This is a genomic window from Telmatobacter sp. DSM 110680 (genome assembly GCF_039994875.1).
Classification (GTDB): Bacteria; Acidobacteriota; Terriglobia; order Terriglobales; family Acidobacteriaceae; genus Telmatobacter.
Window position 1 is genome coordinate 3,761,752 of the sequence record NZ_CP121196.1, and the last position, 24,387, is coordinate 3,786,138.

Genomic DNA, 24,387 nt, shown 5'->3' on the forward strand with positions numbered 1-24,387 from the left:
GTGCCGAATTTAATCCGGTGCACCGTCTTCCTCGGGATTGGGAACGTGCACTCGCGCAACATCTTCGAAGTGCGTGTGCTGGTCGGTGACCAGAGCTGTGTGGCGCGCGCGGTACAAATAAATTTTCTCGCTGATGTAGATATACGGGCGATAGAAGATGAGGCCCACGATTCCGCAAATGATACCTACACTCGAAAAAAACATCGCGCAGATTTCGAGATAGCCAAGCAGGACAAATGGCTTGATGACGACGTTGCGCGCCTCACCAAGGACGATCATGATGCCGGCCTCGACGCCGAGAAATCCAGAGGCGACCAGCAGGACGGTGGCGCTGTTCGCTAACAGCTTTGCGGGGCCACGAAGATTGCTCCACGGAGACGGCACTGCGTTTGCCTTTCACTGCAGCGATTGGAGTAGGGGCCTGGCTCTCATTGTGCAACATTCGGGAGACTGCGGCACATGAATTCCTGAAGAAGGGCTCAGGGTAAAAACCCTCGCCGGTGCGTGAGCTTTGCAGCCGCATAAGACTGGTAGCACGCTGCTCAGGCTTCGTGAGCAGTGGGGACGTGAGGCTGGGGGATTAATTCCGTGATGGCGATGCCGATAAGGATAAGAATGGCTCCAGAGGCGGGACGAAGGCCGAGTCGTTCCCCCATCAGCAGAAAGGAAGTGATCCACGCGAATACCGGCTCCAGGGTGAGAAGCAGCGCAGTGTGTGTGGAAGGAAGTATGGACTGCGCCCAGCTCTGGATAGAGAATGCTGCAGCCGTGGCGAGTGCTGCGGCGATAACCAGCGCGATCAACAAGCGCGGCGTGAAGTGAACGTGCGGATGCTCGATAAGGGGAAGACTCACAGCCATGAAGATCGTGCAGAAGCCGACTTGCAAAATTGCGAGCGGTCGAAAAGGGATGCGCGGGGAGACGTGGCCGAGGGCGATGCAATGGAAGGCAAATCCGATGGAACAACCGAAGGTGAGTATGTCGCCGACATTAATGGAAGACAGATCGGGAAGAAGGGAAGACAGGGAAGATGAAGCGCGAATGTTCGACGGCGAGGTAAGAAAGAGAATGCCGAGAAAGGCGAGTGTAGCGCCGAGGAATGCATTCCAGCGAGGAGACCGTGCACCCGGCGGACGGAGCGCAGGCACGATGGAGAAGAGCGGAACAAGGACGACGACGAGTCCGGTGATGAATGCGGATTTGGATGGCGTGGTACGCGCGAGTCCGGTGGTCTGGAATTGATAGCCTGCGGCGAGACAAAGGCCGACAAGTGCTCCTGCGCCGATATCGGAGCGGCGGATGGTGCGCCACGACCGGTGATACGCGATGGCGAGCAGCACAAAGGCCAGCGTCATGCGAATCAGATTGAATGCTGCTGGCGTGGAGTCGGAGAGCGCGCCTTTGATGAGCACGAAGGTGGATCCCCAGACGGCCACCACAAACGTCATCAGGAGATATGCGCGCAGTTTCATGTTTTTTGATTATGTCAGTTCGGCGGGATGAGGTTCGATAAAGAAAAAGCAGATCCTTTTCTACGCTTACCCCATTCTGCTTGCGCAGAACAGGGCCCCAGGCTGCTCCGTTCAGAATGACACCTCAGGGAAGGCGAGGCTGGCCGGCGACGAATGTTTGAACAACGTGGGTTTGAAGGATCGCGGGCGCTCCGATTTTGTAGAGATCGCGATCGACGAGGATGAAGTCTGCGTCATAGCCCGGGAGCAGTTTCCCTTTATGCTTCTCGGCGAATTCCGCGTAAGCCGAGCCTTGCGTGTAGGCATAGAGCGCCTGGCCGCGGGTAAGTTTATTTTCGGGATAGTAGGTTTTAGTTCCGGCTTCGTTCATTCGTGTGATAGCGGCGTAGAGTCCACGAAACGGCGTGATCGGTTCAACAGGATAGTCAGTCCCGAAGGCAAGCGGGACGCCAGCGTCGAGGAAGGCCTTCCACGCGTAGGAGTACGCGGCACGTTGCGGGCCAAGGCGATCGACGGCCCAGTTCATGTCGGTGAGTAAATGATTGGGCTGCATGCTGGCGATGACGCCGAGTTTCTTGAATCGCGGGATGTCTGCGGGATCGACGACCTGCGCGTGCTCGATGCGATTCCGTGCAGATGTGGAGACGCCGGATTGCGAGAAGGCGTCCAGCGCCATCGATGTCGCCTTGTCGCCGATGGCGTGAAAGCCAAGCTGAAAGCCCGCAGCAGCACGATCGACTGCCATCTTGTTCAACTCGTCCTGGTTATATTGGGGAAGGCCAGTGTTGCCGGGATCGTCGGCAAAAGGCGCTTTCATTGCTGCGGTGCGCGAGCCGAGAGAACCGTCCATGAAGCCTTTGAGCATGCCGGTGTGGAGCAGCGGATCGTTGACGTCGTGATGGGCGCGATGTGCCTTCAGCTCATCAAGAGAATCCTTGAAGGGCAGCCACTCGCTGATGCGGAGATGAAGTTTCCCCTCCTTCTCCAACTTCTCGAAAACGAGGAAGTCTTCCCAATCACTGAAGTCTTGCACGCTGGTGACGCCATGGGTGAGCGCGTCCTCGATGGCGAGTTCGTCGCCTTTGCGGCGCTCTTCTGCGGTGGGCGGTGGGATGACTCTATAGACGAGGCCCTGCGCGGATTCGCGAAGAATGCCGGTCGGTTGGCCGCTGCCGTCGAGATCAATCGCTCCGCCTTGCGGTGGTTGTGTTTTTCCGGTGATGCCCGCAGCGGCCAGCGCAGCACTGTTGGCGATTGAAATATGCCCGTCAATGCGATCGAGGAATGTGGGGTGATTGCCTGTTACTCCGTCAAGATCCTTTCGCGTCGGAAGCACCTTCTGCTCCCAGAGCGTGTGATCCCAGTTACCGCCAGTGAGCCAGTGGCCTGCTGGCGCGGCATCGGCTGCCGTTTTGATTTGTGTGAGCATGTCGGCGAGCGACTTGACGCCGGTGAGGTCAACGTTGAGCTTTGTGCGCCCTGCGCCGCCCAGATGCGTGTGCGCGTCGTTGAAGCCGGGAAAGATGAAAGTGCTGGTAGTGACGGAATTGAGATCGTGCAGAGCAGTTTTGGGCCCGGCGAGACGCGTGATCTCCGCAGATTTGCCGATGGCGATGACTTTAGCGCCGCGAATGGCGATCGCTTCAACGATCTGAGGCTTGTCTTCCGCGAATCCAGCGCCCGTGTAAATGACCCCATCGAAGAAGATCGCGTCGGGGGCAGTAGAGCTGGCTTTTGCAGTAGACGGCACAGGTTTCGTCACCTTGGGCGCGGAAGACTTGGCTGGGGTGGTCTGAGCTGGACACAATATTGAACCTACGAATGCCGTGGCCACAAGGAAGCAGTTCGTGCGCATGGGCGCAGTTTAGCAGAGCCAACTGCGGACAACTGGCCAACGCTTGCCGGTCTCGTGTTTATATAAATCTGCCCAGGGAAGCAGCAGAAACAACCGAACGAGATTCAAACAGATAGGAAGGCCCTCAACATGAAAAAGAGCGTTCTACGGAATGCCGATACCGCGACGACTGGACCAGCCTCAAAAGAAAACGATCAACTGAGTGACTGGCGGGGCGAGATGCTTTCGCGCCTCCGCGCTTTGATCAGGCAGGCCGATCCGGATGTTGTGGAGGAATGCAAATGGAAGAAACCCTCGAATCCGCGAGGGGTACCAGTATGGTCGCATCACGGGATGATCTGCACAGGGGAGACCCACAAGCAGGTCGTGAAGATGACGTTTGCCAAGGGCGCTTTCCTGGATGACCCGGCAGGTCTTTTCAATTCGAGCCTCGAAGGGAACTTGCGCCGCGCTATCGATTTTCACGAAGGGGACAAGGTAAATGAGAAGGCCTTGAAAGCTCTGATCCGCGCCGCTGTGGCATTGAATGCCGCAAAGGCCTGAGATGCGCTGTATGAGTTTGCAGATTTCCATCTAGCAGAGGAGTAATTCATGAAGACCGTGCGTACAGTGAGCCGCGTCATCTTCTTCGTTGTTTCAACCTCAATGGCTCTGTGCCAGTCTTCAACGACTCCGCCAACGTTTGACGTTGCGTCGGTCAGGCCAAGCCAACACAACGTGGGGCCGGACTATAACAATCAATTGACCTACACGCCCGGTGAATTCACCGCGAAGAATGTCACCATCAAGAGATTGGTCGCGGAGGCCTACCAGTTGCAGATGGACCAGGTGTCCGGGCCAAACTGGATTGACCAGAACGAATTTGACATCGAAGCAAAAGCTTCGACAGGGGCCACGAAGGACCAATTGGCCAGGATGCTGCGAAGCCTGCTTGCGGAGCGGTTCCATCTTACGCAGCACATTGAGAAGCGAGAAATGCGTGTGTACGCGCTCATGGTCGACAAAGGCGGTGCCAAAATCCATCCAATCGATGGCGACAAACCTGCAGCCTCGGTCGGCGGATTCCATTTTCATGGAGATCTGCGCCAGTTTGCCGATCTGCTTGCGGTTCAATTGTCCATTCCGGCAACCAACGATCCAAGCACACCAGTGCGGGCAAGTACGTCGAGGATACCGGTGCTAGACAAAACTGGAATGACGGGCATCTTTGACTTCAACGTTGATATGCGGCCGGAGCTTGGCACCGATATGTTTGCCGCGTGGCAGAGAGCGCTGCATGATCAGTTGGGACTGAAGATTGAAGGCCGCAAAGAACAAGTAGATGTATTGGTCGTGGACCAGGCAGCAAAAGTTCCAACTGAAAACTAGCCGACCGGATGTTCGCGTGAATACAGCACGCTTACTGCTCGAGCGGCCCCTTACCTTTGAAGATATGCGGCATGAATTTTCGAACACGGGCTTCGCGTGTCCTGGATTGCTTGGGGGCGGAAAAATGATAGATGTATGCTCTCTGTCGTCCTGGCGTCAGTACGTCGAAGGCGGTCTTCAGCTTAGGAAACTCGTCCAGCAGGATTTGGAATTCTTCGGGAACTTTCAAATCCGAAGTCTTTCTTAATTTCACTTTCAGGCCGGCTTTTTCCACCTTGATGGCTTCACGAATGTAAGCCTTCAAAACAGATTTCATCTCCGCAATCTCTCGCACGGAGGTGAATTTAATCCAGCGCCCTGACTGCGTATTGAGCCCAGGGCTTGTCAGAACACCGTGGACATCCTTCAGCAGGGCACCCTTGAAAAACGCAAACGCACAAGACTCTTTCAATCCATGAAGGATCGCAACGTTCTTTCCCTCAAAGGTATAGCAGGGTTGATCCCACTTGAACTCTTCAGTCAACTCGGAGTCCAAGAGAATGTCTCTCAGCCGCCGCAACTCTTCACGCCAGTTCTTCGACTCGGCAATAAAAGCATCGACTTTAGGATTCGTCGTCATCGTCCGTTCAGTCACTATGACTCAGATATTCCGTCAACCCCTTGCAACGGTTGCCGCTCTCGTGTTCACGCCGGCGTGACGTTCTTCGCTGGCTGGGAAGAGAACGCCAACCCTGCGGCTTTCTGGCCGCAGGGCCCAGGATGTCACAGTCAAACCGGCGATGATCAGCGGAGCGAAGATGTGAAAGCCGTAAGCACCATAGACACCGACAGAGGCACACGATACAGCAGCCCCTGTCAGATCGAAGAAGATGCCGGCATACGCCCATTCCTTGAGACGCGGATAACCCGGAACCAGGATGGTGATGGCTCCAAGTATCTTCCATACGCCGAGTATGGCGAAGAAATACATTGGATAACCAAGTTCAGGCACAACGCCGTGAGGGTTGGCCCGGTATTGCATCAACTGCGCAACACCGCCGCTCATGAAGAACGCAACCAGGACTGTCGTTGTCCAGTAGACGATATTCCTTGTCTTCGTAGTCATTGCAAACCTCCCACGACTTGCTCCAGCTTGCCGATGAAGCTTGTCCATCCGTATTTGGCACCCTTGTAGCTGGCGCTTTCTGCCGATGGGAAGCCAGCGTGCTCCATGCGAACATGAGTACCGCTGCCGGCTGGCGTAAGCGTCCAGGTCACTACGCTCTCCATTCCCATGGAAGCCCACGTATACGCGAGTCGCGCATTTGGCTCGACCTCAAGAACTTTACCCTCGATGATCCCGTCCCAATTTGGCACCGGAGTGGATCGGAATTGAAAGCGGTGGCCGACGACCGGCTGAAAATCATTTTTCATCAGCCACTCGTCGATCAGTTTTCCTTCGGTGAGGGCACGCCAGATCTTTTCGGGGGGGTGCGACATCTCTCGTTCGATCACGAGACTCTGTGTTGGGGCAGTCGTGGTCATGGTTCCATCCTTTGCAAGAGATTTTCAAGTTGATCAAATCGATCGCGCCAGAAGGCGCCGTAAAGATTGAGCCAGTCGACCATCGGTGCCAGGGCGTTTGGCTCCGCGCGATAGTGAGTTTCGCGTCCGTCGCGGCGATGCCGCACCAGCTTTGCGCGCTTCAACACGGTGAGGTGTTTCGAAACAGCCGGCTGAGACACACCCGCGTGGCGCGTCAATGCGTGAACGGTCTGTTCTCCCTGCCGGCTCAGTTCCTCGAAGAGAGATCTTCGAGTGGGATCGGCGAGAGCACGAAAAACGTAATTTGTATGAACCGACGTCATCACCAGAAAACCATAACCAAATGATTATGGATTGTCAACTGAAATTTTCAAGCTTTGTGGGCTTGCTTTGTCTTGAGATGTTCTGAATTTCGGGTGAAAGTCACTGAGCGCAGGCTGCAGCAGCCTTCTCAAATCTGGACGTAACGAACCCGTTTGCTTTGAGATCGCGATAGCCCTTCAGACTGAGTCCGCAGACCTGCAACTCCTTAAACCGTTTGAGTCTTTCGGGATCTTCAGTCTGCATCGATTCCAGCTGCTTTTCGGCTTCTTCATATTCCTGATACAGGGGGAACACATTAGCACCTCCTGGATCATCGCGATGCACAAAGGCGACTCGGTATTTCGAAAGCGCCTGATCATAGGCTCTATCCCAAATCACTCTTTGCATACCGAAGAATCCAAACAGGCCCAGCGCCATTGCGCCAAGAGGAATTAGAAGGGCAACCAGCGCCCAATCTTTCATGTCGGCCTCCCGGGACTAGCAATCTGGATGGTGTTTCAGGTCGTCCGGTTGGTTGTTTGACCGCTCGGTAGTGGTCGTTGCACTTGGTTTCGAGTCTCGATACCAACCCATTGCTTCGATTTCAGCGCTGCGAGCTACTGCTCGGCGGCCCATTCCGTCATGGCAACGCACAGCAAAAGAATGCGGCGGAGGCCGGTTTCACGGTCTTTGTCGCTGTACCACTCAGAGACTGTGTGGGCGCCGCCGCCGTCTCCCCCGGCGCCCATGGAGAGAGAGGGAATGCCGAGCGCAATCGGTATATTGGCATCGGTCGAGCCGAGGCGAAGATCGGTTTGAATGCCGAGATGCCGGTCGACAGCCCTAAGAGTTTCGAGAATAGGAGAGTCGGCGGGGAGTTGCGCGGCGGGACGGTCGCCAATCTTTTTGACGGTATATGTCAGCAGTCCCCGGTTGCTCTTCCGATTGTATTTCGCTGCTGCATTGTTCTGATCCACGGCGTCCTCAACGGCGCGATGCAGGGCGACTTCGAGGCGAAGAAGCTCTTCCGAACTCGTAGAGCGAAAGTCAATCGAAGCGGTGGCGCTTTCAGGGATGGAGTTGACACTCGTGCCACCGTGAATTGTTCCGACATTGAGGGTAGTGCTCGGCTTCTCCGGCATCGGAGTGAGCCCCAGATTGGCGAGGGCTGTGGCAAGAGCAACGATGGGATTCGGTGTGCCCGCGTCAGTGAAGCTATGGCCGCCGGGCCCGTTGATCGTGACTTGGAAGCGAAGGCTGCCGAGGGCTTGCGTGACGGCCGAGTCGGCACCTGCACCGTCAAGCACGATGTGAGCGGCAATGCGCCCGGCCAGTTCTGGATGGTTATAGAAGTGGCGTACGCCGCGAAGATCGCCTTCGCCCTCTTCTCCGACATTGGCGAGTATGACGATGGGAGAGGCTAGGTGAACTTTGGCTTGGGTAATGGCCTGTGCCAGGGCGAGCATACCGATAACGCCCGCAGCATTGTCGCAGGATCCAGGTGCGGCTAGACGATTCGCGTCATTGTCGCGCGTCAGCACAGGACGAAGCGGAGTCACAGCAGGGAAGACGGTATCCAAATGCGCAGAGAGGACAACGACGGGTCCCGTGCTGTCAGCGGGAAGATGAGTGGCGGGAATGAATCCGATGACGTTGCCGATTGTGTCTGTCGTTACGCTGGCAAGTCCGATCTCGACGAATCGCTCGGCGATCCATTGCGTGCGCGCTTGTTCGCCGAAAGGGGGGGCGGGAATGGCAACCAGTTCGGCCTGGCGATCGATGAGTGTTTTGGGATTGTTGTGAATCCATGTGAAAGCTGCGTGGATAGCGCGCTGAGCAGCGATGGATGTGACGCGGGTGAAAGCCGTGCTGCGCGAGAAGATTGCCATTCGATTTCAGGTTAGCAGGAGATACGATGCAGAATTTGTGATGCAAAGTCAGCGCACGCGTGAAATTGTCTCCGCTCCGTCATATTCGACAGAGTGGAGGTAGAGGCCGCGCGCAGGAGCGGTGGGTCCAGCTTTGGAACGATCGTTGGCAGCGAGAATTACAGGAATATCTTCAATGCGCATGTACCCTCGGGCTATATCGAGCATGGTGCCGACCAGATTGCGCACCATGTGGTGGAGAAATCCATTGCCGCGGACACGATAGACGAAGAGATGGAAGCCATCAGTAGTCTCTTCCCGCCACGCGGAGGAATAAATCGTGCGAATGGCCGTTCGCGCTTCTAACCCGGCGACCAAAACCTGTCGCTGGGGACCCCGGGTTTGAATCTGAATCGCAGAGTCTTCGGAACGATCGTCAGTGCGAGTGGCGAGATCTGGGTCGGTGGCGGCGAAGCTGCGGAAGTCGTGCTCACCCAGAAACGCTGCTGCCGCAGCATTGAGAACTCCCGGATCCAGTCGCCACGAATACGGGTACACATAGCGCGCAAGAAAAGGCGAGCATAGCTGCTGCTCTGCAGGCTCGATGGGGAGTACGCGGTACTCATAGGTTTTAGCGACTGCGGAGTGCCGCGCGTGGAATGTTTCCGCCACGATTTGCGCTTCCAGGATGCGGATAGACCCGGGCAGCGTTCGATTGAGCGCGCGAAGCAGATTGGCTGGCGGGATCCGGGCCTGAAGAGGGAAGCTGGCGACCTGAGCGAGAGCGTGCACCCCGGCATCTGTTCGGCCCGAGCCCTGGGGCAGGGGAGATTCGCCTACGATCCGGCCCAGCGCGGCTTGCAATTCCCCCTGAATCGTAGGTTCGCCAGGCTGGATTTGCCATCCGGAGAAGTCGGTCCCATCGTAAGCGATGGTGAGTTTCCACGTCTGCGCTCCGCGCCCAGAAATTTGTTCCAGTACGGATTGGGCGTCGTCGGTCACGGGAATCAGGGTTGATAACAGGGTAATTGACCAAACGGGGCGATTCGGTCAGCTGAATCAGTGGGATATACTCAGCTTTTCGTGCCGATGTGTGCCGCGGCGGTTGTGGGAACAGGGAACGAACTGTCGATCGAGCGCGTAATGCATAGTGACCCTAAGGTCAAACGATGCAAAGGTGCGAAAAGTGCCCTGAAGGATCATTAATTTGCGTCTGGAGAGGTTCTTCGGACGTCATGTAGAACGGCACCCCACATGCCTCAGCGACTCGTGGAGAGGAAACATGCAATTGTTCGGTAGACGTGTGTTTGAGGATCAGAATTCAGCCGGTCGCGCGGTCAAGCGCAATGCAGGACAGCAATTAAGAGCGATTACGGCAGCGATGCTGACACTGACGGCAGGTGTGCCCTCGGGGATTGCACAGCAGCAGTCAGGTGGCGTTACGGGGGCGGGCGCGAAGCAGCCGGAAAAGCAGTCGTCCCAGTTGCCGACGGCGCCGGCGCCGGTTCCGACCAAGCCGTTGGATCTGCGGCCGACAAATCGTGATTATTCCAAGCCGTTCGGGCCGCTGTTGGGCAATCCGATCAATATGTATCGTCCCACCTCGATCGGGAAGGCGAGTTTTGCCAATTCTGTGCGGCTCGACAACCTTGTGAAGGACGGAAAGATTTACCTGAGCCTTTCCGATGCAATCGCATTGGCAATTGAGAACAATTACGACATCGCGATCGCGCGCTACGATCTGGACATCGCAGACACCGACATCCTGCGGACCAAGACCGGCGCAGAGCCTCTGGGTGCGCCCTCAGGCCTTGTGACCGGCACGCTGGGCGGATCGGTCTCGATCCTGTCGACGGGCGGCGGTCCAGGCGGAACTACGGTTGGATCGGGCGGCGCGGGTTCAGGCGTGAGCGGTCTGACCCTCACCACGGCCGGCGCGGGACCATTGCCGGAACCTCTAGATCCAAACATCACGGGAACAGTGCAGTTTGAACGTGCGCGGCAGCCACAGGCGAACACCTTGTTCTCAGGCGGCAAAACTGCGTTAACCACGAATACCAACCAATACAACTTCGGGTACAACCAGGGATTTGTCACCGGCACTGCGCTGCAGGCGAACATTACCAACACCAGGATCACCAGCGACAACCCTTTCACGGCGTATAGCCCGGAACTGAGTTCCGTATTCAAAGCGACCGTCACGCAACATCTGCTTCAAGGTGCGGGTATCTGGATCAACAAGCGATTCATGTACCAGGCGATCAATGACCGCCGTATTACCGATTCATCGTTTCGCCAGCAGATTCTCTACACTGTGAACCAGGTGGAAAGTATTTACTGGGGACTGGTGAGCGCGTATGAGGATGTGCAGGCAAAGCAGCGCGCTCTCGATCAGAGCACGAAGCTTTCTTCTGATACGCACAAGCAACTCGAGATCGGTACCATGGCGCCACTAGATGTCGTGCAGGCTGACTCAACTGTGTCGACTGACAAGCAGGCGCTTACCGCGTCGCAGAACACGCTGAACTATCAGCAGCAGATCATCAAGCAGGCCATTGCGCGCAACCTGAATGACCCTGCGTTGGCAACAGCGCCCGTGGTTCCCACGGATCGCATCAGTCTCGATCAGATTCCCGAAGAGACTCAGCCCGTAGAGGATCTTGTCCAGGCTGCATTCAAAAATCGGCCCGAGCTGGAACAGGCCAGTCTGACTTTGCGCAACGACGAAATTACACTCAAGGGTGCACGGAACCAATTGCTCCCTGCACTCGATGTCTACGGCTTCTACGGTTCCAGCGCATTGGGTGGATCGCAGAGCCCGAATTGGACAAATTTCCAAACCGGAGAGCCGAATCCGCCCGGAACAATTCCTTCTAGTGGCTACGGAACCGTGCTCACTAACCTCTTTAACAGCTCAGCGCCGGACAAGGGCGTAGGGTTCAGCATGACGATCCCGATCCGCAACCGCTCTGCGCAAGCCCAGCAGGAGCGGTCGCTGATGGAGTATCGCCAGGCTGAGTTGCGGTTGGCTCAACTCTATACGCAGATCCGCATGCAGGTGGTGAATGCGCAGTTTGCGCTGACAAACGATCGCGCAGAGGTGCAGTCTTCGTTAGCCGCGCGGGATTATGCGCAGCAGAGCCTGGACGCCGAGCAGAAGAAGTTGAAGCTAGGCGCCTCCACCACTGCTAACGTGCTCCAACAGGAACGTAATCTTGCAATCGCTGAGAATAACCTGATTGCGGCGAACGCGGCGTTTGCAAATAACCGCGCTGGCTTGTACCAAGTGCTGGCAACGACGCTGGAGCACTATGGCATCAACTTGGTAGATGCGGCGAAAGGCACAGTGAATACTGCGCCCACGGTTCCGGGGGTGCAGCCGGCGAGTGCACAACCAACGACAACGCCGACTCCGATGCCGGCTCAACCCACAGATCAGCCAACCGCGCAGCCTACAACTCCTCCGCCGCCTCCAAGCAGGTAGAGCGTTTTGATCGCGAAAATGCCCGGCAATTTGCCGGGCATTTTCCTTTGGAAGCCGATCCGAACGCTCCGCATTTCAGGCAAACAAAAGCTCAGCGTTCGGCTACCAGGTCGAGCAGGTCGAAGAACTCGGGAAAACTGATAGCGGCAGATTCTGCGCCTTGAATCAGCGTCTCACCTTCGGCGCGGAGAGCAGCGATGCTGAAGGCCATCGCAATACGGTGATCGCCGCCGGAGTCGATCACAGCTCCGTGAAGCGTCTGGCCGCCGGGAATATCAAGCCCGTCTTCGAACTCTTCGACTTCGGCCCCCATGGCGCGAAGATTGCGCGCAACAAGTGCAATGCGGTCGGACTCCTTGACGCGAAGTTCCTTCGCATCGCGAATGCGAATGCCGCCGCTGGTATAAGGCCCAATGGCAGCGAGTACCGGAAGTTCGTCGATGAGCTGGGCGGCTTGGGATCCGCTGACTTCGGTGGAGCGAAGACCAGATTCATCAGTCGTAATCTGCACGGTGCCGACGAGTTCGGAATGGACTTCCTCGAGTTGCAGAACAGCAATGCGAGCTCCAAGTGTGGTGAGCACGTCAAGCAGCGCGGCCCGCGTTGGGTTCAGGCCGATGCCGTCGAGGATGAGGGCGGAGTTGGGAAAGAGCGCAGCGGCGCAGAAGAAGAATGCGGCGGAAGAGATATCGCCCGGAACGGCAGCTTCGATAGCGTGCAGTTTCTGCGGGCCGTTGATCGTAATGGAGTCGATGGAGCGCGTGAGCGTAGCGCCAAAGGCACGCAGCGCAAGTTCACTATGATCCCGGGTGCGCAAGGCCTCTCGCACCACCGTGGCGCCTTCGGTTTGAAGTCCGGCTAAAAGAACACAGGTCTTGACCTGGGCGCTGGGGATAGGCGTGGTGAAGTCGATCGCGTGAAGTGGGGCGCCCAGAATCGTAACGGGCGCGTGGCCGTCCGTGAGGGTGAGGTTAGCGCCCATCTCCGCCAGGGGTTTGCGAATGCGCTCCATCGGGCGCCGCGAAAGCGACTCATCGCCGATCAGCGTAAAGGTGCCTTGCTGCGGTGCGAGCAGCCCGGAGATCATGCGCATCGTCGATCCGGAGTTACCGCAGTCGAGCGGATGATTCGCCGGCATAACGCGACCGGCGACGCCTTCGATTTCAATACGGCCGTCCTCGAGTTTGCGAACCTTTGCGCCGAGCGCCTGCATACAGGCGAGTGTCGATGCACAATCGGCGCCGGTGGAAAAGTTGGAGAATCGCGACCTGCCTTCAGCGAATGCTCCTAGAAGGGCATAGCGGTGGCTGATGGATTTATCGCCGGGCAGTCGGAGAGTTCCAAGGATATTACGCGCTGGGCGGATGATGCGTTCGTGCGTGGTCGTAGACAAAGAGGCTCCGGGAATTGAGGTCTACCTAAGTTTATCGGAAGGCAGTGGCCATCCCGAACTTGCGGGACAGAGGTATTGTGGCGGACCGGAGGAATTCAAAAGCAGATCCTTCGTTCCGCATACCCTATTTCGCTTGCGCGAAGCGAGGCCGCAAGCTGCTCCGGTCACGATGACTCCGCCACGACAAGTGGAACTGTGGCATAACCTGAGGAGGAGCGGGAACTATCGTACGCGGAGGACGATGATGGTTTCGTCGTCGAAGCGGTCCTGCGCTCCTTGAAACTGCGTTACGTCGGAGAGGATGGCGGCGGCAATGTGCTGGGCGGGGAGGTCGCGCAAAGAGCAGAGCAAAGTAGCTAGCCGCTCTTCTCCGTACATCTCGTGCTTTTCGTTTTCGGCATCGAGAATTCCGTCAGACACAAAGACGATTGCATCGCCTGGCTGGGTGGCGACGTTGAATTCCTCGTAGGTGCTGTTGGGGAACATGCCGAGAGGCAGACCCTCCGCTTTCACCGTGACGTTCTCGCCGGCGCGACAGAAGACAGGCTGCACAGCTCCCGAGTTGGCGACTTGCAGCGTCTGGTTTTCGTCGTTCCATAGGGCGAAGAGCATGACGACGTATTGCGAATCGAGTCGGCGTTCCTGAAGTGCATGGTTCAGCGTCTCCAACATCGCGGCCGGCGCCAACCTTTGCTGCGCTGCGGAGCGCATGATGCCGCTGACCAGCGCAGCGAAGAGCGCTGCGGGCGCTGCCTTTCCGCTGACGTCGCCAAGAACGATGGCGGTCTGAGTTGGGCTGTATTCGAGAAAGTCGTACAGGTCGCCGCCGATGGTCCGTGCGGGCAAAAAGCTGACAGCCAGCTCTGCATGTTGATGTACGGGTGGTGTAGTCGGCAACAGGCGCAATTGGACTTCGCGGGCCATTGCGATATCACGCTCGAGTTGCTGCTCCTGGCGCTTCACGGCCTGATACAGTCGCGCATTCTCAATAGCGATTGCCACCTGCGCGGCCATCGTGGTGAGTGTGCGCACGTGATCTTCATTGAAGAAAGCGGTCCGCGTGTGCTCCAGATCCAGCACGCCGATGACCCGCTCCTTGTAGAAAAGGGGAACCACGAGTTCCGAACGCGTCTCTGCATTCATCGGTAGATAGCGCTGGTCCTTGCGGACATCGGGAACGTTGATGGGACGCCACTCGCGCACCGCAGCCCCAACGAGACCGGTAGTCACGGAAATCCGGCGCATGGGCGCTTGCGCATGGCCGAAGCGCCACGCATAGCGCGTGATCAGCGTCTCACCTTTTTCATCGAGAAGCATGATCGAAAACATCTGATAATCGATGAGACGGCGCAAGAGCTGGCCGACCTTGGCGAGCAGCGGATCGAGATCGAGAATTGAGGTGAGTTCGGTAGCGATCTCGTTAAGGACGGAAAGGGTCTCAGCCTGGCGCGAGACGCGGGTGTAGAGGCGCGCGTTCTCAATGGCCTGAGCAATGCGCGATCCAGTGAGGGTAAGCAGATGAAGATGTTCCGGCTTGAAGAAGTCGGCCTGTTCGCTCTCGAGATCGAGCACTCCGATGAGGCGATTCTTTGCGATGAGGGGAATTGCGAGTTCGGAGCACACGTTGGGATTTGCCGGAATGTACCCCTCAACCTTGCTTACGTCGTTGATCAGCATGGGCCGCCGTGTGAGCGCAACCTGGCCCACCACACCTTTTCCGATGGGGAAACGCATCCGCTGCGTCTCCGGTGTGTGACCGATTTGAAAACGCATACGGAGCTCGTTGGTTCGGTCATTCAGAAGCAAGATGGAAAAAATGCGGTAGGGAATGATGGAGCGGACAAGCTCTGAAGTGCGATTGAGCAGCGTCTGCAAGTCCAGCGTGGTGTTGAGGGTGTCGGCCATGTGGCCAAGGAACGCAAGGTCGGTGGTCTCAATGCGGGCGTTCTGCGGATCGATGTGGGCATGAGGGTTATCCGGGTCTGCCGGACGGTAGTCGCCTTCGTACTCCGGCTCAGGGCGTGTGATTGGCGGCGTGGGGGGCATGAGGGGACTGAAGTTGATGATAGCGGATGAAGACAGGTTCTAGCCTATAGCTTCTAGCTACCAGCTCCAGCATACAAATCTAAGACAGCCATGAATTGCATGAAGAGAATATAGGCGTCGCATTGACGGCCGACGGCCCGTACACCCAAGCAACTAGGAGCTCAAAGCTAGAGGCTAGAAGCTGCTTTATTCGGCGCCGAGTTCCCGAACGATGGTCACGGAGGCAGATGCGCCGATGCGGTTGGCTCCGGCTTCAAGCATCGTCTTGACGTCGGCAAGAGTGCGGATTCCGCCCGAAGCTTTGACGCCACAACGTCCCCCCGCCACGCCGCGCATTAGTGCAACATCGGCTGCGGTAGCGCCGCCTCCGGCGAATCCAGTTGAGGTCTTGATAAAGTCAGCGCCGGCCTGGATGGCGAGTTCAGCGCCGCGCAACTTCTCTTCGACGGTGAGCAGGGCAGTTTCGAGAATAACCTTGAGGATTGCGCCGTTATGATGCGCGACGGTCGCGGCTGCATGAATAGTGTGGTGCACAGCGTGGTGATTGCCGCTCTTGAGCTGTCCGATCGGGATGACCATGTCCAGTTCTTTCGCGCCAAGGCGCGCCAGTGCAGCAGCCTCCTGGCGCAGGGTCGAAGTAAGCGACGCGCCGAATGGGAATCCGATAACTACGCCGACTGGAATGCTCGTACCGGAAAGAATCTCGACAGCGGTAGGCACCCACACAGGGTTCACCATCGCGCATGCGAAGCGGTAGCGGATGGCTTCGTCGCAGAGGCTTTCAATCTGATCGCGGGTAGCGTCCGGCTTCAGGATCGTATGGTCGATGACTTGTGCAAGAGATTGCCAGGATGCGAGGGCCTGTTTTGAGAATGCAGCTGAATCGAAGGTTCCGTGATCGAACTCAAGATCTTCATCCCTGATCGGGGTAATGACTGGCATTTTCTTGCTCCTTCATGCTGCGCCGCTCTTGGTCTATAGAAGGGCGGCTTGATTCTTCATTCCGGGTGTTGAGTATATCCCCGTCCAAAGCACCCGGCCAGTGACATCCGATAGGCATAGATGACAAAAGGAACCGGGTTTTGATTTCTCAGTTTTTGCCCGATTCTGAAGCTGTAATGTCCATGCGAACGATGAGGCCGTCGCGAAATTGGTACGTATGGTAGACGGTTGTGTCGAGCAGCAGGTTGCCTTCGTGGTCATAAACCACCTGGTGCACTTCGACAACCCAATTACCGTGTTCATCTGGCGCGATTGAGACTGGCTCGACGTGGGGATTGAGGGTCGTGAATTGTCGCGTCCAATAGCCTTCAACCTCATCTTTTCCATGGACGTGGCCACCCTCCATTCCGTTCGCCCATTGCACTTCTGGATGCATGCGCGAGATCACCGCATCAATGTTTCGGGCATTGAAATCGGCGTAAGCGCCGTAAAGGATCGCTCTCTCACTCATTCCAGGTGGGTCCTTTTCCTGACTATTCCGGATGATCGGGCGCCATGAGGCATATGTCGGGTAGATTGCGATACCGCTCGGCGTAATCCATCCCATATCCGATCACGAACAAGTTTGGTATGGCGAATCCTGTATAGTCCGCGTCTATTTTTTCGATGCGGCGCGATGGCTTGTCGAGGAGGGTGGCGATGCGCAGCGTCTTGGGTTTGTGCTGCAGAAATATCTTGCGCAGGTAGGCGAGCGTCAAGCCGGTGTCAAGAATGTCTTCGACGATGAGAACGTTTTTGCCCTCAATGGGCTCATCCAGATCCTTGATAAGTTTGACGGCTCCGGACGACCTCTGACCTTTTCCGTAGCTCGAGACAGCGACAAAGTCGAATGTGGTGTCTACTTGGACAGAGCGGGCGAGGTCGGCGAGAAAGATTGCAGCGCCCTTCAAGACGCCGACCATCACAAGCTTCTCCTCGTTGAGGTCGCGGGTAATTTGCGCGCCCATCTCCGCGACGCGATCGGCTATCTGTTGACGCGTATAGAGGACCTCAAGTCCCTGGTAAGTGATGGTGGCCATGGAGACAGTATCGCGCGGGAGCATGGCAAAACGGGTTGGCTGCCTGTGAAAAATCAGCGTGAATCTTCTTTCGTCTCGATCGAAAGTTGGAAGCTATTCCCGATCCGCGGGCCGTCTATACTGAAAGAGAATGATTCCGTATATCCACCTGAATCTACATTTCTGGCATCCTGAAATTCCCACTTTCGGCTTGATGCTCTGGCTCGCGGCCGTGGCTGCGGCTTTTGTGATGGACCGAGCGTTTAAGAGGGCTGGCGTTGATGCCGACGCGGTGGGTATGGTGGCGATCGCCGTGCTGGCAGGAATTGTCGGCGCAAAACTTTGGCATGTGATCGATACGCCAAGCGAGTTTCGTGAAATGGGTTGGCGCGTGCTGTGGGACACGGCAGGGTTCGCGTGGTTCGGTGGCTTGCTCTTCGGAATCTCGGCGTTGTTGTTTCAGGGCTATCGGGCCAAGATCGGCGCGCTGCGCACATTGGACCTCGCAGCACCGGCAGCCGCGATAGGTTACGGTATCGGTCGTATCGGGTGCTTTTTGTCCGGCGATGGCTGCTACGGCGTGGAGACCAACCGGCCGTGGGGCATGAGTTTTCCCAACGGAATCGAGCCAACACCGCCCGGTGTTCGGGTGCAACCTACTCCTCTATTTGAGTTTGGTATGGGTTTGCTGATCGGCTGGTATCTCTGGTGGCGGGGCAGCAAGAGACTGGGAACTGGTGCGCTTGTTGGTGAATATCTGATGCTGACCGGTATCGCGCGCTTCCTTGTCGAGATCATCCGTCGTAACCCACGGGTTCTGTGGGGACTATCCAACGCTCAGTTAGCGAGTGCGGGGTCTGTTCTGGTTGGCGCTGGCCTGGTGTGGTGGGCTGCCCGTCGACCATTGAGCGATCCCGATTCGGCGCGAGAAGGCCTGTCCAAGGTAGCCTAGCCGGCCCTTCAAGACAGCTGTGACCATCACGGCAGGCAACCATCGAAACGCGACGCAACCTCTAAGCCTTCAAGGGTGTTGTCAATTCCCGCGGCACTAACGCTTACTTGTCTCCATGACTTCCTTAGCTCTCTGGAATGCCGCCGTCCAGGTGCCTAGGCTGAGACTGGTCGCGAGTAGCGGACAGAATCAAGCTTAAACAATCGGTTCAAATATGCGTGGCAATCGGATTCCGCGCGCTGAATCCGAGTCTGGAGCGCGGGGCCCCCATGTCGAGTACTCACGAAAGTCTGCAGAATCCGCGCAACCCAATCCGCGAAATCGAGCCCGATGGCGTGAGGCTCAAGGAACTTCTGGCTCAGGCGCCAACCGCGATCGCGTTCCTGAGTGGGACGGACTTTCGCATCTCGTATGCAAATGACCTATACGTGCGCGCAATGGGGCGCTCGACATCCAGCGAACTTCTCGGCAGGAAAATTCATGAGGCTGTGCCGGAACTGAAGGATTTAGGGATTCTCGAGATGCTGAACGATGTCTACCGTACAGGAGACGCGCATCACGAAACCGATTTCAAATTGACGTTGCATACCGCAAGTCCGGAACATCTCGAGCACCGATACTTTGACTTCATCCTCCAACCCACATTCGATGTTGCCGGAAAGTTTGAAGGCGTTTTCGTACTTGCTGTCGATTTGACTGACCGCGTATTGAGCCGTCGCGCCGTAGAGGTGAGCGAAGAACGCCTGCGCCTGGCGCAGGAAGCTGCACAAATTGGAACGTGGGAGTGGGATCCCGTCGAGAATACGCGAACTCTATCGAAGCAGATGCATCGGATGTACGGTACGGATTCGAAGGCGACAAATGAAGAGATTCACAAAACCTGGATCTCGCGCGTCCTTCCTCGAGATCTGCCTTACGTAAATCTGGCGATGGCGGAGTGCCAGCGCACAGGCCTGCTCGACCTCGAATATCGTTACAACCATCCCGAGATGGGACTGCGCCATCATCACTCCAAGGGGCGGCGCATGCTGGGCACATCGCGGTTTTTCGGAGTGGTCAGCGACATTACCGATCGCAAGCGCCTTGAAGAGTCTCTGAGCGAGCGCGAGCAGGAGTTTCGCAGCCTGGCAAACTCGATGCCCCAGCTGGTGTGGATGGCAGGCCCGGATGGTTACGTTCACTGGTTCAATGAGAGGTGGTACGACTACACGGGCACAACCGCGGAACAGAACTGCGGATGGGGATGGCAATCTGCTCTGGATCCCGGTTATCTGCCGCAATTGATCGCGCGGTGGACTAAATCATTGGAGTCCGGCGAACCCTTTGAAATGATCTTTCCTTTGAAGGGCAAGGAAGATACCTACAAGCCCTTTCTCACACGCGCCGTGCCGATCTACGACAGCAGCGGCGCGGTTACGCGCTGGTTTGGCACCAACACCGATCTTAGTGGCGAATTTGAAATCCAGCAGAAGATTCTAGAGAGCAAGACCAGAGAACAGGCTTCGCTGGAAGACACTCAGAGGCTGGCGGCGATCGTTGAATCGTCCGACGATTCCATTATCAGCAAAGATCTGAATGGAATTGTTAAGAGCTGGAATCCGGGCGCGGAACGGGTGTTTGGCTATACGACTGAGGAGATGATTGGGCAATCCATCAGAAAGATCATTCCGCCCGAACTATTCTCTGAAGAGGATCGCATTCTATCGGCCGTTGCGCGTGGAGAGCGGACCGATCATTTTGAAACCATGCGCATCCGGAAAGATGGCGAGAAGATCGAGGTATCGCTGACGCTGTCGCCGGTCGCTGACGAGAGTGGAAAGATAACGGGAGTGGCAAGCATTTCGCGCGACGTATCGCAGCAGAAGAAGGTTGAAAGGGCATTGCACACTTCAGAGAGGCTGGCCACGGTCGGGCGTCTGGCCGCGACCATAGCCCACGAAATCAACAATCCGCTGGAGGCCGTTACCAACCTCGTGTTTCTCGCGCAGACTTCCATGCAGGATGAAGACGGAAAGATATTTCTTGAACAGGCTCAGCAGGAACTCGCCAGGATGGCATTGCTGACGAAGCAGACGCTAGGCTTCTATCGCGAAAACCGGGGGGCGCGGCCCCTGACATTGGGGGAGCTCGTGACCCCGCTGGTCGCTGTGTTTTCAGCCCGGGCGCGCAACAAGCAAGTCTCCATCGCGACAGACATCCGGGACAATCCGACCATGGTTGGATTTCCGGGAGAGCTACGCCAGCTTTTCGCCAATCTGCTGAACAACAGCATCGACGCGGTCCGAGATCACGGACGCATTCTCATCAGGGTGTCTGCGGCCCATGAGTACGTGGGTGAAAAAAGAGCAGGTGTTCGACTGACCGTCTGCGATAACGGACCGGGAATCGCATTTGAAGTGCGGCAAAAGCTCTTTGAGCCATTTTTCACCACGAAACGCGACGTAGGAACAGGTCTCGGACTGTGGGTGACGTCGAACATTCTTCGCAAGCACAACGGAACAATCAGGGTACGGAGCAGCGTGACGTCCGGCAAAAGCTGGACAGTATTTTCGGTATTCCTTCCTTTGCACTCAGAGCCGGCAGTCGCTTCGGCGTGATATCGGTGAGGATCGTCACCCGTCTCTAAAGCTTCGAGCCCATCCGCAAAAACCGTTTAGGAAAGAACTTATCTTTATGCAATATTTTGCATTAGCTTTTCAGTGCATCTTATGGACAAAATTAGTGTTTTGCACAGTATTTCTGTGATAGTCTCTCGACTCAGGCTCCCCAAAAACTAAATCCATTCGTGCTGACTATGGCGATAATCATCCATTTTGGCGAAGACAATTGCCACCGCTCGATGGTGCTGGAAGGTTTCGGGTACACGGTGGAAAAGTGCGATTCGATCCAGGATGTCCTGCTTTACCTTCGATCGCCCCGCCTGCCCGACGCCGTCGTCCTAGCGGAACTGCGCGAGGCATCTCGAGTTGCCGCACTCCTCACGAAAAGTGACTTGCCATTACCGGTGATTTTGTTTGCGGGCACAGATGAGTCTTATACCGAATCGGAATTTGACCTTGTGATCCCCGCCTTAACTTCTCCTTCAGATTGGCTGGCGAGGATCGGGGAGACGATTGAGCAATTTCACAGCCGCCGAAGTAATCTCGGGGCGTTTGCTTGCGGCCAGCATGAGAGGCACACCGAACTGGTTTAGTTGATTTTGTTAAGTCGGTCGAGTAGTGCGCGAGGATGCACAGGCTTGACGAGCAGTTCGAATTGATGCCCATTAGCATGCGCTCGCTCAAGCAAGTCGGAGGTGGCCGCCTGGCCGGAAAACAAAATTACATGACAGTGCGGTACGATCTCTGAGATGCGAATGGCCGCGTCAATCCCGGTCATGCCTTGCATGATGACGTCACTAATCAGCACGTCTGGCGACAACTCCCGCGCCGCCTCAATTGCCGTTTCTCCGCTGTAGACTGCCCTGGCTTCAAATCCACTGCGATTCAGGATCAGAGCAAGCGTATTCGCGATGATCTGTTCATCATCGAGAATGAGAACTCGCCGCACTCCTTGCATGGCCATCATGATTCAATTCCTTCTTCCGGAACAGCAGCTGTAACGTCTGAAGATTTCCGGACCGTCGGAGCAACAAAAAAGGCAGAGACCAAATCGCCAAGACGAAAATAGGGAAACAGGAGCCTCGGCCTATCGATTCAACTCATTGCGGAGTTTTCGATTGGCTCGGGCTTGTCGGCAACAAATTCCGGGAATCTGCATTCATTGTCACAGGCCTTGAAGGGAAGAGCAATCAAATTGGGACTCGAGATTTCAGCTTGCGGTTTAAAACTACCTAGAAAGATCAAGGGATTCCCTGATATATAGACCCAACCTCTCCTGAAGAGTTTTGCCCTGATGTCAAAATCTTGACAATTTCGCCGCGCGGGAGGAAGTCCTTGCTTTGCCGCACGGTACAGCTTTCGTCTAATCATTGAATTGCAGAAACTACCTACAGCATTGCGTGAAGTTCTCGGTTACTTGAGGACCAGAAACGCAACACATGTTGGGCAACCGTCGCACTGGTATGCCACAATTGCGTTTCCCCAAAATATGGAAGGGAAGGACCCCTGAATGACGATGTGCCGGTTGCGGCTATTTTGCGCCTCGAGTGTAACTGTCTTTGTATTCCTACTTGCCGCGCAAGCTTTTGCGCAATTTCAGGCACCGACGCCGGATGAGTTAAAGATGACGGCTGATCCGAAATATCCGGATGCGGGAGCTGTCATCCTGAACTTCGAAAACAAAACAGACAACGCAGTCAACTACATGAGTGAGTACGCGCGGATCAAGATCCTGAAGGAATCCGCAAAAGACCTGGCGAATGTTGACCTTGGATATTTCAAGGGAGTATCGAGCATCGCGGCGATCCAGGGCCGCACCATTCATGCCGACGGTTCAATCGTCCCGTTGAATGTGAAGCCTGAAGATTTGATGGTGAAGAAGGTTGGGGATGAAGAGATCCGGCACAAGGTTCTAAGCATGCCGGGCGTCGAGGTCGGAAGCATTATCGAGTACTACTTTCAGGTGCGACTCGAAGAAGGCTGGATTTCGAGGCCGACATGGGAGGTGCAAAAGAGGTATCCGGTGCGAAAGGAACGATTCTTCTTTCAGCCGCGCAATGGGTTTCTGGGGAATGCACTTCTCTGGTACACCAACCTTCCCGGTGGACAGAAGCTGCAACCTGATGCAGCGGGACGCTTCGAATTGAACCTTGCCGACGTGCCACCGCTCTCTGATGAGAAATGGGCGCCGCCTTTGGACTCGCGGAAGTACAAAGTGGAGTTCTATTTTTCTTCGGCCGTATCATCGCAGCAGTTCTGGCAGGTTGAATCGAAGAACTGGCTGAAAGAGATGAATCGCTTTGCGGAGCCGACCGCCGCTCTCAAAGAAGCAGCTGCAGGACTGATCACTCCAGGAGACAGCGACCTCGATCGCGCCAGAAAGATCTACGCAGCGGTACAAGCATTGGACAATACAGATTTCTCGCGTAAGAAGACAGAGGCTGAACGCAAGCGCGAGGGACTAAAGCCGACTAAGCACGCCGAGGATGTCTGGAACCAGAAGAGCGGAAACGGGGAAGAGATTGCGTTGCTCTATTTCGCACTGTTAAAAGCCGCCCACTTGGCCGCATATCCGATGACTGTCGTCAATCGCGACAACGGCATTTTCGATCCGGATTATCTAAGCTTTAGCCAGTTCGACGATGTGGTTGTAATTTTGAGCGCAGACGGCAAGGAATACGTGCTCGATCCTGCCGAGAAGATGTGTCCGTTTCAAGTTGTCGCGTGGAAGCACTCAGGCGCTGGCGGCATACGCGAAACGGCAGGCGGCGTCGGACCGTGGGCAACGCCTCTGATTCCTTACACAGCGAACGCCGTGGTGCGGCGAGCGGAGTTGACGATCAGTCCGGACGGCTCAGCGAACGGCAAGCTGCAGTTCAGCATGTCCGGGCAGGAAGCCTTGCGTTGGCGCCAGGCCTCTTTGCGCGTCGACGAAGATACATTGAAGAAAAGCTTCGACGACTGGCTCAGGACCCAGCTTCCGTCCGGGGTTGAAGCGCACCTGACGCATTTTGCCAAGCTGGATGATCCTGGCGCCGATCTCGCTGCCTACGCAACTGTCACGGGCACGCCAGGAACGGCCACATCGAAGCGGCTTCTCTTGCCGGCTTCGTTTTTTGCGCATTCCGAGGATCAGGGGTTCATCGCGCAGCCAGACCGAAAACTTCCGGTGGATATGCACTTTGCGGCGGTGTACAAAGACGGCGTGCTGATGCATCTCCCGGCTGGATTCTCAATTGAGACCGCTGCGCCCACAACGCAAATTCCCTGGACCGGATATGCTGTGTTCCAAATCAAATCAACGCCCAGCGGTAACGACCTGACCGTAACGCGGACGCTGGCGCGTGCCTTCACTCTGCTGCAGCCGGATGAATATAGTCCGATGCGCGACTTCTATCAAAAGGTGAATGCTGCAGATCAGCAGCAGATCGTGCTCACAAATTCGGCAACGGCGCAGAAAGGAAACTGATCTGCGCCGCCTGATTCTTTCGTGATAGCCACAACGGCTAGAGGGGACGCTGG

The 24,387-nt window shown here is 56.3% G+C and carries 23 protein-coding genes; 7 read left to right on the forward strand and 16 right to left on the reverse strand.

Annotated elements, in window-relative coordinates; genetic code table 11:
* Positions 1-9: 9 nt before the first annotated feature.
* From P8935_RS15410 to P8935_RS15420, 3 genes are all read right to left on the reverse strand, one after another.
* Positions 10-384 (reverse strand): hypothetical protein, encoded by a 375-nt coding sequence (locus tag P8935_RS15410; RefSeq protein ID WP_348261184.1) that lies wholly within the window; start codon positions 382-384, stop codon positions 10-12.
* Between the two features lie 158 nt (positions 385-542).
* Positions 543-1,472, reverse strand: coding sequence for a DMT family transporter (locus tag P8935_RS15415; RefSeq protein ID WP_348261185.1), 930 nt, complete (start codon positions 1,470-1,472; stop codon positions 543-545).
* Positions 1,473-1,596: 124 nt separating this feature from the next.
* Complete coding sequence (locus P8935_RS15420) at positions 1,597-3,222, reverse strand: amidohydrolase (RefSeq protein ID WP_348261186.1); 1,626 nt, start codon at positions 3,220-3,222, stop codon at positions 1,597-1,599.
* 234 nt (positions 3,223-3,456) lie between these two features.
* On the opposite strand from P8935_RS15420, the gene P8935_RS15425 reads away from it, so the two are divergent.
* On the forward strand, positions 3,457-3,870 hold the full coding sequence (locus P8935_RS15425) for a DUF1801 domain-containing protein (protein WP_348261187.1): 414 nt from the start codon (positions 3,457-3,459) through the stop codon (positions 3,868-3,870).
* Between the two features lie 48 nt (positions 3,871-3,918).
* Positions 3,919-4,695 (forward strand): TIGR03435 family protein, encoded by a 777-nt coding sequence (locus P8935_RS15430; RefSeq protein WP_348261188.1) that lies wholly within the window; start codon positions 3,919-3,921, stop codon positions 4,693-4,695.
* 31 nt (positions 4,696-4,726) lie between these two features.
* Here P8935_RS15430 and P8935_RS15435 read toward each other — a convergent pair whose 3' ends face one another.
* From P8935_RS15435 to P8935_RS15465, 7 genes are all read right to left on the reverse strand, one after another.
* On the reverse strand, positions 4,727-5,329 hold the full coding sequence (locus P8935_RS15435) for a DUF1801 domain-containing protein (RefSeq protein WP_348261189.1): 603 nt from the start codon (positions 5,327-5,329) through the stop codon (positions 4,727-4,729).
* Between the two features lie 18 nt (positions 5,330-5,347).
* On the reverse strand, positions 5,348-5,800 hold the full coding sequence (locus tag P8935_RS15440; protein WP_348261190.1) for a DoxX family protein: 453 nt from the start codon (positions 5,798-5,800) through the stop codon (positions 5,348-5,350).
* On the reverse strand, positions 5,797-6,219 hold the full coding sequence (locus P8935_RS15445; protein WP_348261191.1) for an SRPBCC domain-containing protein: 423 nt from the start codon (positions 6,217-6,219) through the stop codon (positions 5,797-5,799). The genes P8935_RS15440 and P8935_RS15445 overlap by 4 nt, the downstream gene beginning before the upstream one ends.
* Positions 6,216-6,542 carry a metalloregulator ArsR/SmtB family transcription factor gene (locus P8935_RS15450; protein ID WP_348261192.1) on the reverse strand — a complete coding sequence of 109 codons (327 nt, stop codon included), beginning with the start codon at positions 6,540-6,542 and terminating at the stop codon, positions 6,216-6,218. Before P8935_RS15450 ends, P8935_RS15445 begins: the two co-directional genes overlap by 4 nt.
* Positions 6,543-6,642: 100 nt before the next feature.
* Complete coding sequence (locus P8935_RS15455; protein WP_348261193.1) at positions 6,643-7,005, reverse strand: hypothetical protein; 363 nt, start codon at positions 7,003-7,005, stop codon at positions 6,643-6,645.
* 134 nt (positions 7,006-7,139) lie between these two features.
* Positions 7,140-8,411, reverse strand: a complete 1,272-nt coding sequence (locus P8935_RS15460) for a M20/M25/M40 family metallo-hydrolase (RefSeq protein ID WP_348261194.1) — start codon at positions 8,409-8,411, stop codon at positions 7,140-7,142.
* A gap of 48 nt (positions 8,412-8,459) precedes the next feature.
* Entirely contained in the window at positions 8,460-9,392 is a 933-nt protein-coding gene (locus P8935_RS15465; protein WP_348261195.1) for a tRNA pseudouridine synthase A, read from the reverse strand.
* 280 nt (positions 9,393-9,672) lie between these two features.
* Here P8935_RS15465 and P8935_RS15470 point away from each other — a divergent pair, with 280 nt between their 5' ends.
* Positions 9,673-11,874 (forward strand): TolC family protein, encoded by a 2,202-nt coding sequence (locus tag P8935_RS15470; RefSeq protein ID WP_348261196.1) that lies wholly within the window; start codon positions 9,673-9,675, stop codon positions 11,872-11,874.
* A gap of 91 nt (positions 11,875-11,965) precedes the next feature.
* On the opposite strand, the gene aroA is transcribed toward P8935_RS15470, so the two are convergent.
* The 5 genes from aroA to hpt form a co-directional block, all read right to left on the reverse strand.
* Entirely contained in the window at positions 11,966-13,267 is a 1,302-nt protein-coding gene (gene aroA / locus P8935_RS15475; RefSeq protein WP_348261197.1) for a 3-phosphoshikimate 1-carboxyvinyltransferase, read from the reverse strand.
* 222 nt (positions 13,268-13,489) lie between these two features.
* Entirely contained in the window at positions 13,490-15,313 is a 1,824-nt protein-coding gene (locus P8935_RS15480; protein WP_348261198.1) for a SpoIIE family protein phosphatase, read from the reverse strand.
* A 186-nt stretch (positions 15,314-15,499) separates the two neighbouring features.
* A complete protein-coding gene (gene deoC / locus P8935_RS15485; protein WP_348261199.1) occupies positions 15,500-16,255 on the reverse strand; it encodes a deoxyribose-phosphate aldolase in 756 nt (251 codons plus the stop codon).
* Positions 16,256-16,403: 148 nt separating this feature from the next.
* The gene (locus tag P8935_RS15490) at positions 16,404-16,766 is read right to left on the reverse strand and encodes a nuclear transport factor 2 family protein (RefSeq protein WP_348261200.1); all 363 of its coding nucleotides are present in this window, start codon (positions 16,764-16,766) and stop codon (positions 16,404-16,406) included.
* A gap of 22 nt (positions 16,767-16,788) precedes the next feature.
* Complete coding sequence (hpt, locus tag P8935_RS15495) at positions 16,789-17,334, reverse strand: hypoxanthine phosphoribosyltransferase (RefSeq protein ID WP_348261201.1); 546 nt, start codon at positions 17,332-17,334, stop codon at positions 16,789-16,791.
* Between the two features lie 130 nt (positions 17,335-17,464).
* Between hpt and P8935_RS15500 the strand changes: the two genes are divergently transcribed.
* From P8935_RS15500 to P8935_RS15510, 3 genes are all read left to right on the forward strand, one after another.
* Complete coding sequence (locus P8935_RS15500) at positions 17,465-18,265, forward strand: prolipoprotein diacylglyceryl transferase (protein WP_348261202.1); 801 nt, start codon at positions 17,465-17,467, stop codon at positions 18,263-18,265.
* A gap of 269 nt (positions 18,266-18,534) precedes the next feature.
* Complete coding sequence (locus P8935_RS15505) at positions 18,535-20,862, forward strand: PAS domain S-box protein (protein ID WP_348261203.1); 2,328 nt, start codon at positions 18,535-18,537, stop codon at positions 20,860-20,862.
* A gap of 197 nt (positions 20,863-21,059) precedes the next feature.
* Positions 21,060-21,458 (forward strand): hypothetical protein, encoded by a 399-nt coding sequence (locus tag P8935_RS15510; protein WP_348261204.1) that lies wholly within the window; start codon positions 21,060-21,062, stop codon positions 21,456-21,458.
* On the opposite strand, the gene P8935_RS15515 is transcribed toward P8935_RS15510, so the two are convergent.
* Complete coding sequence (locus P8935_RS15515; RefSeq protein ID WP_348265344.1) at positions 21,455-21,829, reverse strand: response regulator; 375 nt, start codon at positions 21,827-21,829, stop codon at positions 21,455-21,457. The genes P8935_RS15510 and P8935_RS15515 overlap by 4 nt on opposite strands.
* A 546-nt stretch (positions 21,830-22,375) precedes the next feature.
* Here P8935_RS15515 and P8935_RS15520 point away from each other — a divergent pair.
* Positions 22,376-24,334 (forward strand): DUF3857 domain-containing protein, encoded by a 1,959-nt coding sequence (locus P8935_RS15520; RefSeq protein WP_348261205.1) that lies wholly within the window; start codon positions 22,376-22,378, stop codon positions 24,332-24,334.
* The last annotated feature ends 53 nt before the right edge of the window (positions 24,335-24,387 follow it).

Coding starts and splice junctions, on each gene's coding strand:
- P8935_RS15445 (WP_348261191.1), bottom strand. CDS start 6,219: ATGACCACGACTGCCCCAACACAGAGTCTCGTGATCGAACGAGAGATG.
- P8935_RS15415 (WP_348261185.1), bottom strand. CDS start 1,472: ATGAAACTGCGCGCATATCTCCTGATGACGTTTGTGGTGGCCGTCTGG.
- P8935_RS15480 (WP_348261198.1), bottom strand. CDS start 15,313: ATGCCCCCCACGCCGCCAATCACACGCCCTGAGCCGGAGTACGAAGGC.
- P8935_RS15510 (WP_348261204.1), top strand. CDS start 21,060: ATGGCGATAATCATCCATTTTGGCGAAGACAATTGCCACCGCTCGATG.
- P8935_RS15490 (WP_348261200.1), bottom strand. CDS start 16,766: ATGAGTGAGAGAGCGATCCTTTACGGCGCTTACGCCGATTTCAATGCC.
- P8935_RS15505 (WP_348261203.1), top strand. CDS start 18,535: ATGTCGAGTACTCACGAAAGTCTGCAGAATCCGCGCAACCCAATCCGC.
- P8935_RS15440 (WP_348261190.1), bottom strand. CDS start 5,800: ATGACTACGAAGACAAGGAATATCGTCTACTGGACAACGACAGTCCTG.
- P8935_RS15450 (WP_348261192.1), bottom strand. CDS start 6,542: ATGACGTCGGTTCATACAAATTACGTTTTTCGTGCTCTCGCCGATCCC.
- P8935_RS15425 (WP_348261187.1), top strand. CDS start 3,457: ATGAAAAAGAGCGTTCTACGGAATGCCGATACCGCGACGACTGGACCA.
- P8935_RS15520 (WP_348261205.1), top strand. CDS start 22,376: ATGACGATGTGCCGGTTGCGGCTATTTTGCGCCTCGAGTGTAACTGTC.
- P8935_RS15455 (WP_348261193.1), bottom strand. CDS start 7,005: ATGAAAGATTGGGCGCTGGTTGCCCTTCTAATTCCTCTTGGCGCAATG.
- deoC (WP_348261199.1), bottom strand. CDS start 16,255: ATGCCAGTCATTACCCCGATCAGGGATGAAGATCTTGAGTTCGATCAC.
- hpt (WP_348261201.1), bottom strand. CDS start 17,334: ATGGCCACCATCACTTACCAGGGACTTGAGGTCCTCTATACGCGTCAA.
- P8935_RS15460 (WP_348261194.1), bottom strand. CDS start 8,411: ATGGCAATCTTCTCGCGCAGCACGGCTTTCACCCGCGTCACATCCATC.
- P8935_RS15515 (WP_348265344.1), bottom strand. CDS start 21,829: ATGGCCATGCAAGGAGTGCGGCGAGTTCTCATTCTCGATGATGAACAG.
- P8935_RS15470 (WP_348261196.1), top strand. CDS start 9,673: ATGCAATTGTTCGGTAGACGTGTGTTTGAGGATCAGAATTCAGCCGGT.
- P8935_RS15500 (WP_348261202.1), top strand. CDS start 17,465: ATGATTCCGTATATCCACCTGAATCTACATTTCTGGCATCCTGAAATT.
- P8935_RS15430 (WP_348261188.1), top strand. CDS start 3,919: ATGAAGACCGTGCGTACAGTGAGCCGCGTCATCTTCTTCGTTGTTTCA.